This window comes from Micromonospora sp. M42 (genome assembly GCF_000568915.1).
Lineage (GTDB): Bacteria > Actinomycetota > Actinomycetes > Mycobacteriales > Micromonosporaceae > Micromonospora > Micromonospora chalcea.
Genome location: NZ_KK037233.1, coordinates 4843052 through 4858727, shown reverse-complemented (window position 1 = coordinate 4858727; position 15676 = coordinate 4843052). Strand labels below are relative to the sequence as shown.

The window sequence follows — 15676 nt, the reverse complement described above, 5'->3', positions numbered from 1 at the left end:
CGGAGGTACCGCCACCATGGCCAAGCGCATCGAAGCCACGAACGTGACCGCCTACTACGGCGGGTTCAAGGCGATCGAGAACATCAACCTGACCGTCGAGCCGAAGACCGTCACCGCCCTGATCGGGCCGTCCGGCTGCGGCAAGTCCACCTTCCTGCGGTCGATCAACCGGATGCACGAGGTGCTGCCCGGCGCCCGGGTCGAGGGCAGCCTCACCATCGACGACCAGGACATCTACGACCGCGACGTGGACGTCACGGCGGTCCGCCGGATGATCGGGATGGTCTTCCAGCGGCCGAACCCGTTCCCCACCATGAGCATCTTCGAGAACGTGGTGGCGGGCCTGCGGCTCAACGGCGTGCGGCGCAAGTCGATCCTGGAGGAGGCGGCCGAGCGGGCGCTCCGCTCGGCGAACCTGTGGGACGAGGTGAAGGACCGCCTCGCGAAGCCCGGCGCGGGCCTGTCCGGCGGTCAGCAGCAGCGGCTCTGCATCGCCCGCACCATCGCGGTCGAGCCGCAGGTGGTGCTGATGGACGAGCCCTGCTCGGCGCTGGACCCGATCTCCACGCTGGCCATCGAGGACCTGATGTTCCAGCTCAAGGACAAGTTCACCATCATCATCGTCACGCACAACATGCAGCAGGCCGCGCGGGTGTCGGACCGGACCGCATTCTTCTCGATCGAGAAGACCGGCGACCCGGGCCGCCTGATCGAGTACGACAACACGCAGAAGATCTTCAGCAACCCGAGCCAGAAGAAGACCGAGGACTACATCACCGGCCGCTTCGGCTGAGGCGGAAGCTGGGCTCGGCGCCGTCCAGCCCCTCGATGTACGGCAGGATCGGCGTACCCGGGTCGCGCTCCGCCGCATCCCGCGCCACGCCGCCGAGGTCGCCCGCGGCGGCGACCTCGGCGAGCGTGACCATGGTCGGCGGCAGCATGGTCAGCTCGCCGGCCTCCGCGCGGGCCAGCGCGTCCGCCGGGCGCAGCCACAGCGTGTGGTCGGCCTCGCCGGACACGTCCCGGGTCCGCTGCCCCTCGGGCAGCAGGGCGACGAAGAAGTACGTGTCGAAGCGGCGCGGCTCGAACTCCGGGGTGATCCACCGGCTCCACGGCAGCAGCAGGTCGGACCGGAGCGTGAGGCCGCGCCCGGCCAGCAGGTCCGCGAAGCCGACCCGCCGTCCCTCCAGGTCCTGCCGGGCCGCCTCCCAGTCGTCGCCGCTCACGTCGCCGACCACCGTGTCGGGGTCCGGCCCGGCGAGCAGCACGCCCGCCTCCTCGAAGACCTCGCGGGCGGCGGCGCACACCACCGCCTGCGCGGCCGCCGGGTCGAGTCCGAGCCGCACACCCCACGCCGCCGGGTCCGGGCCGGCCCAGCCGAGGTGCGCCTCCGAGTCGGAGCGGTCCACGCCGCCGCCGGGGAAGGCGTACATGCCGCCGAAGGTCATCGCCGCCACCCGGCGGATCATGTAGACCTCGAACCCGTCGCCGGCCGGGCGGAGCAGCAGCACGGTGGCGGCGACCCGGGGCACGGCCGGTACGGCGCCCTCGGCCCGGAACCGGCGAGCGTGCTCCACCAGGGCGGGGGGTGCGGCGAAGCCGTCGATCGTCATGCGGCCGAGCCTAGTTCCCGCCCGAGCGGCCGGGCCGGGGGCGGCCTGGCACCGCCTGGCGCGGTGCACGCCGCCGCACGCAAGCATCCGCACCGCGCGAACCCAACCCGGTCACTTTGTGTAGTTTTCGGCCGCCGCCACCATGAACCCCTCCGCCGACTTTGCTCTGCAGCCAGATCCGCAGCGGCAACCTTCCGTAACCAGTGCGCATGGGGCTGCAGAGCAAAGTCGGCGAGAGGCGATTGGCCCAGCCCGAAATCGGGCTGACTTATGTCTGCCTAGTGGCTTTTGGGTACCCGGCTCTGCGAGGAGTCGAACGGGATCCATTACGCTCCGCAACCTTCACGCTAAGTGGTCACTAGCGAAGTGACTTCAGCCGCCTGGAGGACCGCCGCGCACCCACCGGCGCGCACCGGGCAGCGTGCGCCGGCCGCGCCTGGCAGGGTGGTGACCTGTGATCGACGACTTCGCGAAGCAGTATCTGCACAACGACCTGCGTCAGATCCGCGAGGTGCTGTTGTGGAAGCTCGACGGGCTGTCCGAGTACGACGTGCGCCGCCCCCTGACCGCGTCCGGCACCAACCTGCTCGGCCTGGTCAAGCACCTGGCGTTCACAGAGGCCCGGTACTTCGGCGAGGTGTTCGGCAGGCCGTTCCCGGAACCGCTGCCCCGGTGGGACGATCCGGATCCGGACGGCGCCGACATGTGGGCGACCGAGCACGAGACCCGCGAGGAGGTGATCGGCCGCTACCGACGGGCGTGGGAGCACGCGGACGCGACCATCGAGGCCCTCCCCATCGACGCGCCCGGCCACGTGCCGTGGTGGCCCCGCCCCGACGTCAAGCTGTTCAACGTCATGGTCCACGTGCTGGCCGAGACCAACCGGCACGCCGGGCACGCCGACATCCTGCGGGAACAGCTCGACGGCTCGACCGGGGCATGGGCCGCGTACGCGCACCTGGAACCCGACCGGCCGACGCTGGCGACGCGGCGGGCGACGATCGAACTGGCCGCCCTGGCCGTCGCCGACACCCCCCGCTGAGCCGTCCCGACCGGTGGATCACCCTGCCGGTCCCGCAGCGGGAAGGGATAGCGTGCCGGGCATGACGCGTTGGGGAATCCTGGCCACCGGAAACATCGCCGCCCGCTTCGCCGAGGACCTGCGGCTGGTGCCGGACGCCGAACTGGTCGCGGTCGGCTCGCGTACCCGGGAGAGCGCCGAACTGTTCGCGCGCCGGCACGACGTGCCGCGGGCGTACGCCTCGTGGGCGGAACTGGCCGCGGACCCGGACGTGGACGCGATCTATGTGGCCACCCCGCACGCGGCGCACCACGAGGCGGCGCTGGCGTGCCTGGCCGGCGGCAAGGCCGTGCTGGTGGAGAAGCCCTGCACGCTGGACCTGCCGACCACCACCGAGCTGGTGGAGACGGCCCGTGCCCGGGGCCTGTTCCTCATGGAGGCCATGTGGATGCGGACCAACCCGCTGATCCTGCGCGTGCTGGAGCTGATCCGGGACGGCGCGATCGGCGAGGTGACGCACGTACGGGCGGATTTCGGCGTGGCCGGCCCGTTCCCGCCGGAGCACCGGATGCGGGCCCGCACACTCGGCGGCGGCGCGCTGCTCGACCTCGGCGTCTACCCGCTGAGCCTGGCCCACCTGGTGCTCGGCGTGCCGCAGCACGTGCAGGCGTGGGCGAAGCTGACCCCGGAGGCGGTGGACGAGAACACCGGCATGGTGCTCGGCTGGGACTCCGGCGCGGTGGCAACGCTCAGCTGCGGCATGGTCGGCGCGACAGCGATCACCGCGTCGATCACCGGCACGACCGGCCGGATCGACCTGCCCGAGCTGTTCTTCCGGCCCGCGCACGCCGTGCTGCACCGGGCCGGCGCCGAGCCGGAGACGATCCCGGCGGACCTGACCGGCGGCGGCTACCAGTACGAGGCGATCGAGGTGCAGCGCTGCCTGGCGGCCGGGCTGACCGAGAGCCCGCTGGTGCCGCACGCCGCCACGCTCGAGGTGATGGGCCTGATCGACGACATCAAGGCCCGGATCGGCGTCTCCTACGCGTGAGGGGTTCCCCGCCACGGCGGGGAACCCCTCGACGTCGTTGCGCGGGAGCTCAGAACAGGGGGCGGACCAGCAGGTACGCGAGGCAGGCGATCGCGGCGGCGGCCGGGAACGTGATGATCCAGGCGATCACGATGTTGCCGGCCACGTTCCAGCGCACCGCGGAGAGCCGTTTCGTCGCGCCCACACCCATGATCGCCGAGGTGATCGTGTGCGTGGTGGAGATCGGCGCCTTGAGCACGAGCGCGTTGAAGTAGAGCACCGCGCTGGCCACGGTCTCGGCCGCGAAGCCCTCCGCCGGGCCGAGGTCGATGATCTTCCGGCCGAGCGTCCGGATGATCCGCCAACCACCCGCGTACGTGCCGGCGGCCAGCATCGCCGCGGAGGTCCAGAAGACCCAGCCCGGGATGTGGGTCTTGCTCTCCTGGAAGCCACCGGTGTAGAGCGCCAGCACGATGATGCCCATGGTCTTGGCGGCGTCCTGCATGCCGTGGCCGACCGACATGGCGGCGGCGGACGCGGTCTGCGCCCAGCGGAAGCCGCGGCTGAGCTTGCCCGGCTGCCCCTTCCGGAACAGCCACATGATCGCCAGCATCACCAGGAAGCCGAGCACCAGGCCGACCACCGGCGAGAGCACCATCGGGATGAGGACCTTCTCGATGATGGTGCCCCACTGGACGATGCCGTCGGCGGCGAACAGGGTCGCGCCGACCAGGCCGCCGAAGAGGGCGTGCGAGGAGGAGGACGGCAGGCCGAAGTACCAGGTGATCAGGTTCCAGATGATCGCGCCCAGCACGCCGGCGAAGACCACGCCGAGGCTCTCCACCCCGGTCGGCAACGTGACCAGGCCGTCGCCGACCGTCTTGGCGACGCCGGCGCCGAAATGCGCGCCGACGAAGTTGCCGACGGCGGCCAGCGCCAGGGCGATCCGGGGAGTCAGCGCCCGGGTCGAGATGCTGGTGGCGATCGCGTTCGCCGCGTCGTGGAAGCCGTTCGTGTAGTCGAACGCCATGGCGACCGCGATCACCGCCAGCACGGCGATGAGTTCGGGACTCACTGGATCAGGACTCCTTGACCGCGATGGTCTCGACGGTGTTGGCGACGTGCTCGAAGGCGTCGCAGGCGGCCTCCAGCTCGTCGGCCACCTCCTTCATCTTCAGCACCGTGAGCGCGTCGTACTCACCGGAGAAGAGGCGTACCAGCAGCATCCGGTACGCCTGGTCGCCGTCGTTCTCGAGCCGGTTGCACTCGATCCAGTAGTCCTCAAGATCCTTCATCGACTTCAGCCGGGGCATCGCCTCGGCGGTGAGCTTGGCCTGCAGGTCGAGCACGTTGACCAGCTCGTGCAGCTCACGCGGAAGGGACGGGAGCTTGGTCAGGCCGTACAGGTAGAGCAGGTTGCCGACCGCCTCCAGGTGGTCCATCACGTCGTCGAGCAGCGAGCCCAGCCGGTAGATGTCCTCCCGGTCGAACGGCGTGATGAACGTGGAGTTGATCTTCTTGTAGAGCTCGTGCGTGATCTGGTCGCTGTCGTGCTCGATGTCGGTCAGCCGCTCGCTGATCGACTGCACGTCGGCGCCGGGCAGACCCAGCTCGTTGAGCAGGTCGGTCCCCTTGACCAGGTTCTGCGCGGCCCTGGTGAAGAGCTCGTAGAAGGCGCCCTCGGTGGGACGGAAGGAAAACTTCACAGCACGGACCTCGTCGTGTCGGTGGAAGGGTGGCCGTCGCCGCCCGGGCGTCTGCATTGCGCATGCTAGGGATCGCGTCCAGGCGGCTTTCGATCGGCCCACCCCTGGTCAAGCCCGATTCACCGCTCGTTCACCTTCCGTTCACCTGATCACCCGCCGAGTTGGCTCCGTAACCGGTCACGCTCCCGTTCAACGTCGAAATCGGCAGGCGGATACCCCAGATGCAACTCGTCGAACGTCTCGCGCAGCAGGTGGGCTACCGCCCAGTCCCGGTACCACTTGCGGTCCGCCGGGACCACGAACCAGGGCGCGTCGTCGGCGCCGCACCGCTCGATCGCCTCGGCGTACGCCGCCTGGTAGTCGTCCCATCGTGCCCGGGTGTCCAGGTCACTGGGGTTGTACTTCCAGAACTTCGTCGGGTCGGTCAGCCGCTGCATCAGCCGCTCGCCCTGCTCCGCGTACGAGATGTGCAGCATGACTTTGATCACGGTCACCGCCTGCTCGGCCAGTTCCCGCTCGAAGTCGTTGATGATCGCGTACCGGGATTGCCAGGTCGCCTCGTCGACAAGCCCTTCGACCCGGGCGATCAGCACGTCCTCGTAGTGCGAGCGATTGAACACGCCCACGTACCCGGGCGGCGGCAGCGCCCGGCGTACCCGCCACAGGAAGTCGTGCCGCAGTTCCTCCTCGGTGGGCGGCCCGAACGAGCGGATGTGCAGCCCGAGCGGGTTCATCGCGCCCGCCACCCGCTTCACCGTGCCGTCCTTGCCGCCGCAGTCCATCGCCTGGAGCACCAGCAGCAGCCGGCGCGGCCGGCCCTCACCGAGCCCCGCGCCCGCCTGGGCCGGCGCGCTCGTGGCGCTGCCCGGACCTGAGGCGCCCTGCGCCGAGGCGTACAGCATCTCCTGCTGCCGCCCCAGTTCCGCGCCGACCAGCTCGACCTGGGCCCGTGCCCACTCCTTGCGCGCGGGCCCGCGCCCGGCCACCGCCGGCAGCCCGGGCGTCGACCGGGGGTCGATCGCCGCCAGATCCACCGCCCCCGGCCCCACCCGCAGCAGTTCCCGCATCGGCCCGCCCTCGGGCCCCACCACCTCACTCATCCCCCGATCCTCACCCCCGAAGCCCTTTCCCGCCCGCCCCACCCCGCTGATCTTGCAGTTGCGGCCCCTGGTGCATCCGGAAAGCGGCTTTTGCCGGGGCGGCAAGCGCAAGATCGGCGAGGGTGGGCGGCGGGGTGCCGGGGCGGGTGGTGGGGCGGGAGAATGGGTGGGTGGATGAACTTACGGGGGAGTTCGAAGCGGAGCGGGGGCATCTGCTGGCGGTCGCGCGGCGGATGCTCGGCAGCCGCAGCGAGGCCGAGGACGCCGTCCAGGAGACCTGGCTGCGCTTCTCCGGCGCGTTGAGCGACCCCGAGCAGCGCGCCCGCGTACGCGATCTGCGCGGTTGGCTCATCACCACCTGCTCGCGGATCTGCCTGGACGTGCTCCGCTCCGCCCGGGTGCGCCGGGAGGCGTACCCGGGTCAGTGGCTCCCCGAGCCGGTGGTGACCACCGTGCCGGCGGCGGACGGGTTCGCGCCCGACCCGGCCGAGCGGGCGGTACGCGCCGACCAGATCGGCACCGCGCTGCTGGTGGTGCTGGAACGGCTGACGCCGGAGCAGCGGGTGGCGTTCGTGCTGCACGACGTGTTCGCGGTGCCGTTCTCCGACGTGGCGGACGTCCTCGCGGTCACGCCGGAGGCGGCGCGTCAACTCGCGTCGCGGGCCCGGCGGGCGGTGCACCGGCCGGACGCGCCGCAGCACAGCGCCGACCTCGCCGAGCAGCGACGGGTACTCACCGCGTTCGTCGCCGCCGTGGAGTCCGGCGAGCTGGAGCAGTTGGTCCGGGTGCTCGCACCCGACGTGGTGGCGATCGGCGACTCCGGCGGCCACTTCCCGGCGGCCCGCCAGCCGGTTGTCGGCGCGGAGGCGGCCGGTCGCCTGCTCCTCGGCCTGTTCAACCAGGCCCGCAAGTGGGGCGCGATGCGGGTCCGGCCGGTGGTGGTGGACGGCACGCTGGGCTGGCAGTCGGAGGTCCCCTACCGGGACGGGCGGACCATGCGGATCGTCACCTCGTTCGCCGTCCACGAGGGGCGGGTCACCGGGGTGTTCAACCAGCTCAACCCGGACAAGGTCGGCGAGCTGCCGCCGCTGGGGCCGGACGCCGCCTGGCCGCCGCGCTGGTGAGCCGGCTCAGACCACCAGCGCCAGCCACTTCCGGTACGACGTGGCGAACGGCTCGGTGCCGTCGCCGAGCGCGCCGAGCAGCCAGCGGGCGGCCGCCTCGGCCTCGGTGACCACGTCGTCCGGGTAGCCCCAGCGGGCCCGGTGCTCGGCGAACTCGTCCTCGTCGCGCAGCTCGACCACTGCGGTCTCGCGGCGGCGCACCACGTCCAGGTCGAGGTCGATCAGGTGGACCGTCTCCGCGCCCTCCCAGCGGGCCGGGGTGGCGATGTCGCAGTAGACCTCGCTGGTGCGCGGCGGCGGGTTGAACATGCCGGTCCACCAGCCGTGGTGGGGCACCAGCAGGACGAACGGGATCTGCTCGACGGACGGGCGGCCGTGGTAGACGGATTCGGTGCCGGCGGGCACGCCGAGCCAGACGCCGAGATCGTCCTCGGCGAGGCGGCGGGCCGGGTAGTCGCGGTGGGCGCTGCCGTCGTACTTGCGGTAGATCACGCGGACCACGTCGCTCGGCATGCCTGGCACCCTAACCGATTCCGGCCACGCCACGCGATCGGGAGGTAACCGGACGCGACCCGCCGTCCCGCCACGCCGCCGGAGCGACCGGACCCCCGTCGGTGCCGGCGGGTACGGTCGCACGGTGACCCCGTCCCGCACCGCCACCGGCCCGGCCGTCCCGAAGAAGCGCCGCAGTGGTCGCGCCGGCGCCGGGGAGCTGCTGACCGCCGCGGTTGGGCGCGGTTCCCGGCGGCGCGGCCCGGCCCGTCAGCAGCAGATGGCCGAGGCGATCGAGCGCAGCATCGCCTCCGGCGAGCACCTGTTGGTGCAGGCCGGCACCGGCACCGGCAAGTCCCTGGCCTACCTCGCGCCGGCGCTGACGGTGGACGGGCCGGTGGTGGTCTCCACCGCCACGCTGGCGTTGCAGTCCCAGCTGGTCGAGCACGACCTGCCCCGGCTGGCCGACGCGGTCGAGCCGGTGCTGGGCCGGCGCCCCACGTTCGCCGTGCTGAAGGGTCGCCACCACTATCTGTGCCTGGCGAGGTTGGACAGCTCGGTCGAGGACGAGCCGGACGACGCGCTCTTCGACGCGCCGCGCCCCGGCAACGGCGGCACCAAGTGGCTCGGCGAGGCGGGCCGCCTGGGCAAGCAGGTGCAGCGGCTGCGTGACTGGGCCGAGGAGACCGCCACCGGCGACCGGGACGAGCTGGATCCGGGCGTGGACGACCAGGTGTGGCGCACCGTCTCCATGCCGGCGCGCGAGTGCGTGGGCGCGAGCCGCTGCCCGTTCGGTCAGGAGTGCTTCGCGGAGGCGTCCCGGGCGCGCGCCCGCGAGGCGGACATCGTGGTGACGAACCACAGCCTGCTCGCCGTCGACATGCTCGCCGGTCGGCACATCGTGCCGCCGCACAAGCTGCTGGTGGTGGACGAGGCGCACGAGCTGGCCGACCGGGTCTCCTCGGCGGCCCAGGCCGAGCTGGTGCCGGAGCTGATCGACAGGTCCACCCGCCGGGCCCGGCCGCTGCTGCGCCCGGACCTGGCCGAGCGGCTCACCGAGGCCGGTGACGCGCTCGCCGTGGGGCTGGCCGAGGCGCCGGCCGGGCGGCTCACCGCCGGTCTGCCGTCCGCGCTGCGCGAGGCGTGCACGCTGCTGGACTCGGCGACCCGGGCCGCGCTGGAGGCGATCGGCGACGTGAAGTCCGACGACCCCGACCCGGTACGCAAGCAGCAGGCCAAGGCGGTGCTGGACGAACTGTCCACCACCGCCCAGCGGCTGCTGGAGGAGGCCGACCACGACGTCGCCTGGGTCGAGAAGCCGGACAACGGCAGCCGCCGGGCGCTGGTGGTCGCGCCGCTGTCGGTCGCGGGCACGCTCGCCACCCACCTGTACGACGAGCGCACGGTCGTCGCCACCTCGGCGACGCTGGCGCTGGGCGGCCGCTTCGACACGGTGGCCCGGGCGCTGGGGCTGGACGCGCCGCCGCCTGCCCCGCCGTCCCCGGCCGCCGCCGCGATCGCCACCGCTGCCGCCGCGGGCCGCACCCCGGTCACGCCGCCGGTGGCCGCCGCCGAGGGCAGCCGGGCGTCGATCGGCACCGTGCCGGCCACCGAGGGGCCGGGCTGGAGTTCGCTGGACGTCGGCTCGCCGTTCGACTACGCCCGGCAGGGCATCCTGTACGTGGCCGCGCACCTGCCCCGCCCCAGCGTCTCCGGGCTGCCCGGGCCGGCCGGTGAGGAGCTGCTGGCGCTGGTCGAGGCGCTCGGTGGTCGTACCCTCGGGCTCTTCTCGTCGCGACGGGCCGCGCAGCAGGCGGCGGAGCTGGTCCGCGCGCGGACCGACCTGCCCGTGCTGCTGCAGGGCGAGGAGGCGCTGCCGCTGCTGGTGCGCCGCTTCCGCGAGGTGCGGGAGAGCTGTTTGTTCGGGGTGATGTCGCTCTGGCAGGGGGTGGACGTGCCGGGCGACGCCTGCCAGCTCGTGGTGATCGACAGGTTGCCGTTCCCCCGGCCGGACGAGCCGCTCGCCGCGGCGCGCGCCGCGGCGGTGGACGCCGGTGGCGGCTCGGGTTTCGCGGCGGTGAGCGTGCCGATCGCGGCGGTCCGGCTGGCCCAGGGCGTCGGCCGGTTGATCCGGGCCACCGGCGACCGGGGTGTGGTGGCGGTGCTCGACTCGCGGCTGGAGACGGCGCGCGGGTACGGCCCGTTCCTGCGCCGTTCGTGCCGCCGTTCTGGTACACGACCCGGCCCAAGGTGCCCGGGGCGCGCTGGAACGGCTCGCCAAGAGCTGACGCCCGCGCCTCCCCGGGCGACACGGGCGTCAGGGGGTCGTGCGGTCAGGGCGCCTGGGAGGCGATCAACACCGGTCTGGTGGGGTGTCCGGGCACGGTACGCGCGGGCGAGCCCGCCGGACCCGCGGTGTTGAGCACGGCGATTCAGCGGCTCCGCGAACCAGTGTGCCGGCTATGCCGCATACGGATTCGGTGGGTTTCGCTCAACACAATCCAGGGCAGTTAGTTCACCACGATTAACTGGGGGACTCACAAAAGCTTTGACTTGCACTATTCAGGACCAATCGATCAGCTAGCGACAGTAAGGTGGCCGGGGCGCGCTGGAACGGCTCGGCAAGAGCTGACGCCGCGCTCCCCGGGCGGGGCGACACGGGCGTCAGGGGGTCGTGCGGGTCAGGGCGCCTGGGAGGCGACCACCACGCGTCCGGTGGGGTGTCCGGCACGGTACGCGCGGCGAGCCGCCGGACCGCGGTGTTGAGCACGGCGATCAGCGGCACCGCGACCAGCGCGCCGGCGATGCCGGCCAGCACCACGCCCGCGGCGATGCCGATGATCACGGCGAGCGGGTGGATGGCCACCGCCCGGCCCATGATCAGCGGCTGGAGCACGTGGCCCTCGACCTGCTGCACCCCGACCACCACGCCGAGGATGATCAGCGCGGTCACCGGGCCGCTGTCGACGAGCGCGACCAGCACTGCGACCACGCCGGACAGGAACGCGCCGACGATCGGGATGAACGCGCCCAGGAAGACCAGCGCGGCCAGCGGGAACGCGAACGGGATGTCGAACAGCACCAGGAAGATGCCGATGCCGACCGCGTCGATGAAGGCGACCAGCACGGTGGCCCGCACGTACGCGCCGAGCGTCGCCCAGGACGCGCGACCGGCGTCGTCGACCTTCCAGCGGGCCGCGACCGGCAGCAGCCGGACCAGGAACCGCCAGATGGAGTTGCCGTCACGCAGGAAGAAGAACGTGGCGAACAGCACGAGCACGGTGCCGGTGAGCACCTCGGCCAGCGTGGCGGCGGTGCTGAGCGCACCGCTGGTGAACCGCTCGGTGTTGCCGTTGATCCAGTTCTGCGCCTCGTTGATGTAGCGGTCGAGCTGGCTGTCGGACAGGTGCAGCGGGCCGGTCTTGAACCAGTCCTGGATCTGCCGGATACCCTGCGAGGACTTCTCGCTCAGCTCCGGTACGCCCTTGATGAACTCGTTGACCACCAGCGTCAGCGTGCCGACCACGGCGGCCAGGCCGCCGACGAGTACCACACCGGTGGCCAGGGAGCGGGGCAGGCGGGCCCGGAGCAGCCAGCCGACCGCCGGGGCGAGCAGCGCGGAGAGCAGCAGAGCGACGGTCAGCGGGATGATCACGATGCTGATGGTGCCGATGATCTTGATGAGCGCCCAGGTCACGATGCCGATCACGATCAGCCGCCAGCACCACGCGGCGGTGATCCGCAGCGCGTGCGGCACCTCGGTGTCGTCCCGGCTCACAGTCGACGAGTGCATCGCGGCCGGCGGCTCGACGCCCACCACAGTCGCCTCCGGCGACGCCGACGGTCCCGGTGACGCGGGCGAGGCCACTCCTGCCTCCCCCGGCGCCGCTTCCGGGTCGGCCCGGCGGGTCCGGGCGGCCTCCCGGCCCGACTCGTACGCGCGGCGGAGCCGTCCGCGCATCCGCTCGAAGCGGCTCAAGCGCACCTCCGGCAAAGTCGGCCCCACCACGTCGCAGGGGGCACAGGATACGTCTGCTCGCCCCACCCTAGGGCGGCTCGGCCACACATTGCCCGCCCGGCGCTCCTGCGAACCACGGCGGAATCGACAGCCGGGCACGCGGTAGCGTCTTCGCGTGACCGCCGACCAGAGTCTCGACGCCGGGCTGCCGATCCGCCTGCTGCACGACCGCGTGCTGGTACGCACCGAGGGCGCCGAGGGCGAACGCCGCTCCACCGCCGGCATCGTGATCCCCGCGACCGCCGCCGTGGGCAAGCGGCTGGCCTGGGCGACAGCCGTCGGCGTCGGGCCGAACGTCCGCTCGATCGTGGCCGGCGACCGGGTGCTCTTCGACCCGGACGACCGCTCCGAGGTCGAGTTGCACGGGCGGGCGTACGTGCTCCTGCGCGAGCGGGACGTGCACGCCGTGGCGGCCGAGCGGGTGGAGAGCACCGCCGCCGGCTCCACCGGTCTCTACCTCTGATCCGGCTCTCCACCCTCCGACCCGGCATCGGCGCCGTTTGCGGCGCTTCCCGGCGGGAAGCCCAGGCACCTGAGCGCCCTGGGGAGGGACACCATGCCGGTAGTGATCAAGAAGATCCTCGCCTGGGGATTCCTCGCGTTCCTGATCTACTTCATGGCGTTCCGTCCGGACGGGGCCGCGCAGGTGTTCAGGGGGATCGGGGCCGCGCTCATGGCCATCGCCCAGGGGCTCGGCGACTTCCTGACCGGCCTGATGAGCTGACCCGTCAGCGCCCGGGATGCCAGGGCGCGCCCGGGCCGTGCCAGCCGCCCGGGCCGTAGCCGGGCGGCGGGTACGCGGGCGGCGCGGCGAGCACCACCGGGATCGGCACCACCGGGTCGTCGGGCGCCTCCACCGGGCGCTGCGAACCGTCCGGGAACCGCAGGTGGTAGCGCTGACCGTCCCAGACCCCGACCGGCGCCTGCGGGTCCCGGCCGACGAAGAACGACCGGTACGCGGAGATCGCCTCCAGCAGTTCCCGTTCCTCCCTCGCTGTCCGTTCCCGCTCGGCGGGTTTGCGGTCCAGTCCCCGGCGCATGCCGTCGCGCAGCAGCGCGAGCCGGGTCGCGGCGAACTGGTAGCCGCGCATCGCCTTCACCCCGCCGTCACCGGCGACCCGCCGGGCCCACGTACGCGCCGCGTGCCGGCGGCCCAGGCTGCCCAGCGCGGCCACCTCGGGCGGGGTGAGCCAGCCCGCCCGCACGTAGTCCGGCAGCGTGCGCTCGGTGAGGCGGCCCTCCCAGGCGCGCAGCCAGATCGCCAGCCCCACCATGGCGAAGAAGATCGGCACCATCACGCCGATGTACCCGTAGAGCACGATCACCGTCTGCCCGGTGGCCTGGGCCAGCGAGGGCAGCAGGTTCCAGGTGCCGTGCAGGATCATCGCCAGCAGCAGGCCGGCCAGCGGGGCGAGCACCCGTACCCTTCGGTCGGCGGTACGCGCCGCGACGCCCAGCCCGACGCCGGTCATCGAGGTGAACAGCGGGTGGGCGAAGCCGAACAGCAGGATCCGGACGATGAAGATCGCGATCACCTGCTGCGCGCCGGTGGCCGGGCCGTACTGCTCCACGCCGGTGCGGTAGCCGTACCCGCCCAGGTAGAGGATGTTCTCGACCATGGCGAAGCCGACCGCGGAGAGCCCGCAGTAGACCAGGCCGTCGGTGATCCCGGAGAACTCCCGGCGCCGGAAGATCAGCACCAGGAGCGGGCCCGCCGCCTTGGTCAGCTCCTCGATGAACGGGGCGACGAGCACCGCTGTCAGCGCGGCGGGCAGCCCCAGGTCGTCGAACAGCCGCGCGCCGGTCTCGTTGACCAGCAGCGAGATCGCGGTGGAGACGAAGGCGCCCCACGCGAAGCAGAAGATCAGATACTTCAACGGCTCCGGCTCGTAGCGGTCGAGCCACAGGAAGCAGGAGACCAGCACCGGCACCGGCAGGATCGCCGCGACCAGGCCCACCAGCAGCGCCTCGGCGCCGAGGCTCTCGCCCAGCGTGAAGACCATGAACAGCGCGCCGGCCGCGATCAGCAGCACCACACCGGCCAGCGCGAGGAAGCGCCGCCAGCCGAGCCGGCGCAGCGGCATCCGGGGCGTCGGCCCTCCCGGCGGCGGGGCGGCGGGCGCGGGCGGCGGCGGCAGGGCTCCGCCGGGCGGGGTGTCGGCCATGCGGTCAGCGTAGTCACCCGCGACCCACTGGTCCGGGCCGAACGCTACGGCTATGCTCCCGAACAGGTCACGAGCGCCAGCGTCAAGCCCCGGCTTGCTGGCCGGCAACCCTCGTCGAGGTTCGCGGTGGGGTGCCCCGGGTGATGACCGGGCCCAGCGCCGCTCCGCGTGCTGGGCAAGCGCGGACCCCGTCCCGGCACCACCCGGGGTCCACCTGTGACCCGGGAGGCTCCGCCATGACCCTCACTCTCGTACCCCCGTCGCCAGTGCTGCCCGCGCCGGTCCGGCCCGACCCGCTCGGCGTGCTCGGCGTACCGGGGGAGATCAACCTGGACCACGCCGCCAGCGCGCCGTGCGCGCGGGCCGCGGCCGACGCGGTGGCCGGGCTTTCCTGGTAACGCGAGCGTGCATCGCGGCGCGGGCGGCTGTCCCGGCGCTGCACGCTCGCCTACGAGCAGGCCCGGCAGACCGTCGGCGACTTCCTCGGCGCCCGCCCCGACGACCACGTGATCTTCACGCGGAACACCACAGACGCGCTGAACCTGCTGGCCCGGGCGCTGCCCGCGGGCACCACGGTGATCACGTTCGGCGGCGAGCACCACGCCAACCTGCTGCCCTGGCCGCGCGGCTCGGTACGCCTGCCGGTGCCGGACAGCCCGGCCGGCGCGGTCCGGTCCCTCGCGGCGGCGCTCGGCGAGCTGGCCCGCGACGCCCGGCCCGGCCTGCCCGTGCTGGTCGCGGTCACCGGCGCCGGCAACGTCACCGGCGAGGTGTGGCCGATCGCCGAACTGGCCCGGGTCGCGCACCGGCACGGCGCACGCATCCTGGTCGACGCCGCGCAGCTCGCCCCGCACGCCCCGGTCGACCTGGCCGCGCTGGACGTGGACTACGTGGCGCTGTCCGGCCACAAGCTGTACGCCCCGTTCGGCGCGGGCGTGCTCGCCGGGCGGGCGGACTGGCTGGACGCGGCCCCGCCGTACCTGGCCGGTGGCGGCGCCACCAGCCACGTCGGCGCGGCCACGCACGAGGTGCGGTGGACCACCGGCCCGGCACGGCACGAGGCCGGCACCCCGAACCTGCTCGGCGCGGTGGCGCTGGCGGCGGTCTGCGCCGCGCTCGGCGAGGCCGACCGGCAGGCGCTGCACGTACGGGAACAGGCGCTGCTGACCCGGCTGCGCCGTGGCCTCGCCACGCTGCCCGACCTGGTCGAGCTGCGCATGTTCGGCCCGGACGCCCCACGGGTGGGGATCGTCAGCTTCGTGGTCGCCGGGCGGGACTCGGCCGACGTGGCCGCGCATCTGGCGAGCCGGCACCGGATCGGGGTACGGCGGCCTGTCTGCGCCCACCCGCTGACCCGTCGCTGCTGCCGAGCCCCGCCCGTACCGGCCGCACCGACCTGCCCCCGAC

12 protein-coding genes, 3 pseudogenes and 1 riboswitch are annotated in these 15676 nt (G+C 72.9%); of the genes and pseudogenes, 8 read left to right on the top strand and 7 right to left on the bottom strand.

The genetic code is table 11. The features are described 5' to 3' along the window. The first annotated feature begins 16 nt into the window (after positions 1 to 16). A complete protein-coding gene (gene pstB, locus MCBG_RS22365) occupies positions 17 to 793 on the top strand; it encodes a phosphate ABC transporter ATP-binding protein PstB (RefSeq protein ID WP_013288829.1) in 777 nt (258 codons plus the stop codon). On the opposite strand, the gene MCBG_RS22360 is transcribed toward pstB, so the two are convergent. Beyond that, positions 774 to 1613, bottom strand: a complete 840-nt coding sequence (locus tag MCBG_RS22360) for an NUDIX hydrolase (RefSeq protein ID WP_043328003.1) — start codon at positions 1611 to 1613, stop codon at positions 774 to 776. The two genes, pstB and MCBG_RS22360, sit on opposite strands and share 20 nt — an antisense overlap. Before the next feature lie 454 nt (positions 1614 to 2067). Between MCBG_RS22360 and MCBG_RS22355 the strand changes: the two genes are divergently transcribed. Together MCBG_RS22355 and MCBG_RS22350 are read left to right on the top strand one after the other, a co-directional pair. Next, complete coding sequence (locus tag MCBG_RS22355) at positions 2068 to 2655, top strand: DinB family protein (RefSeq protein WP_043328001.1); 588 nt, start codon at positions 2068 to 2070, stop codon at positions 2653 to 2655. Between the two features lie 61 nt (positions 2656 to 2716). Continuing rightward, the gene (locus tag MCBG_RS22350) at positions 2717 to 3685 is read left to right on the top strand and encodes a Gfo/Idh/MocA family protein (RefSeq protein ID WP_043330895.1); all 969 of its coding nucleotides are present in this window, start codon (positions 2717 to 2719) and stop codon (positions 3683 to 3685) included. Between the two features lie 49 nt (positions 3686 to 3734). Here MCBG_RS22350 and MCBG_RS22345 read toward each other — a convergent pair whose 3' ends face one another. From MCBG_RS22345 to MCBG_RS22335, 3 genes are all read right to left on the bottom strand, one after another. Next, entirely contained in the window at positions 3735 to 4739 is a 1005-nt protein-coding gene (locus MCBG_RS22345; RefSeq protein ID WP_030504472.1) for an inorganic phosphate transporter, read from the bottom strand. A 4-nt stretch (positions 4740 to 4743) separates the two neighbouring features. Then, complete coding sequence (locus MCBG_RS22340; RefSeq protein ID WP_030504473.1) at positions 4744 to 5370, bottom strand: DUF47 domain-containing protein; 627 nt, start codon at positions 5368 to 5370, stop codon at positions 4744 to 4746. 149 nt (positions 5371 to 5519) lie between these two features. Beyond that, positions 5520 to 6470 (bottom strand): PPK2 family polyphosphate kinase, encoded by a 951-nt coding sequence (locus MCBG_RS22335; RefSeq protein WP_043328000.1) that lies wholly within the window; start codon positions 6468 to 6470, stop codon positions 5520 to 5522. Positions 6471 to 6640: 170 nt separating this feature from the next. On the opposite strand from MCBG_RS22335, the gene sigJ reads away from it, so the two are divergent. After that, positions 6641 to 7594, top strand: a complete 954-nt coding sequence (gene sigJ / locus MCBG_RS22330; RefSeq protein ID WP_043327998.1) for an RNA polymerase sigma factor SigJ — start codon at positions 6641 to 6643, stop codon at positions 7592 to 7594. 6 nt (positions 7595 to 7600) lie between these two features. On the opposite strand, the gene MCBG_RS22325 is transcribed toward sigJ, so the two are convergent. Then, positions 7601 to 8107 carry a DUF402 domain-containing protein gene (locus tag MCBG_RS22325; RefSeq protein ID WP_043327997.1) on the bottom strand — a complete coding sequence of 169 codons (507 nt, stop codon included), beginning with the start codon at positions 8105 to 8107 and terminating at the stop codon, positions 7601 to 7603. A gap of 215 nt (positions 8108 to 8322) precedes the next feature. Between MCBG_RS22325 and MCBG_RS22320 the strand changes: the two are divergent. Next, positions 8323 to 10374 (top strand): annotated as a pseudogene (locus tag MCBG_RS22320) (ATP-dependent DNA helicase). Between the two features lie 393 nt (positions 10375 to 10767). On the opposite strand, the pseudogene MCBG_RS22315 reads toward MCBG_RS22320, so the two are convergent. Further along, positions 10768 to 12131, bottom strand: a pseudogene (locus MCBG_RS22315) (AI-2E family transporter). Between the two features lie 88 nt (positions 12132 to 12219). Between MCBG_RS22315 and MCBG_RS22310 the strand changes: the two are divergent. Further along, on the top strand, positions 12220 to 12567 hold the full coding sequence (locus MCBG_RS22310; RefSeq protein WP_043327996.1) for a GroES family chaperonin: 348 nt from the start codon (positions 12220 to 12222) through the stop codon (positions 12565 to 12567). 93 nt (positions 12568 to 12660) lie between these two features. After that, positions 12661 to 12828 (top strand): hypothetical protein, encoded by a 168-nt coding sequence (locus MCBG_RS33170; protein WP_166457585.1) that lies wholly within the window; start codon positions 12661 to 12663, stop codon positions 12826 to 12828. Positions 12829 to 12832: 4 nt separating this feature from the next. Here MCBG_RS33170 and MCBG_RS22305 read toward each other — a convergent pair whose 3' ends face one another. Then, a complete protein-coding gene (locus MCBG_RS22305) occupies positions 12833 to 14269 on the bottom strand; it encodes a PrsW family intramembrane metalloprotease (RefSeq protein WP_084789594.1) in 1437 nt (478 codons plus the stop codon). A gap of 65 nt (positions 14270 to 14334) precedes the next feature. Continuing rightward, positions 14335 to 14457, top strand: a riboswitch (SAM riboswitch). Positions 14458 to 14505: 48 nt separating this feature from the next. Here MCBG_RS22305 and MCBG_RS22300 point away from each other — a divergent pair. Beyond that, positions 14506 to 15676 (top strand): annotated as a pseudogene (locus MCBG_RS22300) (aminotransferase class V-fold PLP-dependent enzyme); the annotation flags it as partial.

Coding starts and splice junctions, on each gene's coding strand:
- MCBG_RS22350 (WP_043330895.1), top strand. CDS start 2,717: ATGACGCGTTGGGGAATCCTGGCCACCGGAAACATCGCCGCCCGCTTC.
- pstB (WP_013288829.1), top strand. CDS start 17: ATGGCCAAGCGCATCGAAGCCACGAACGTGACCGCCTACTACGGCGGG.
- MCBG_RS22305 (WP_084789594.1), bottom strand. CDS start 14,269: ATGGCCGACACCCCGCCCGGCGGAGCCCTGCCGCCGCCGCCCGCGCCC.
- MCBG_RS22335 (WP_043328000.1), bottom strand. CDS start 6,470: ATGAGTGAGGTGGTGGGGCCCGAGGGCGGGCCGATGCGGGAACTGCTG.
- MCBG_RS22325 (WP_043327997.1), bottom strand. CDS start 8,107: ATGCCGAGCGACGTGGTCCGCGTGATCTACCGCAAGTACGACGGCAGC.
- MCBG_RS33170 (WP_166457585.1), top strand. CDS start 12,661: ATGCCGGTAGTGATCAAGAAGATCCTCGCCTGGGGATTCCTCGCGTTC.
- MCBG_RS22360 (WP_043328003.1), bottom strand. CDS start 1,613: ATGACGATCGACGGCTTCGCCGCACCCCCCGCCCTGGTGGAGCACGCT.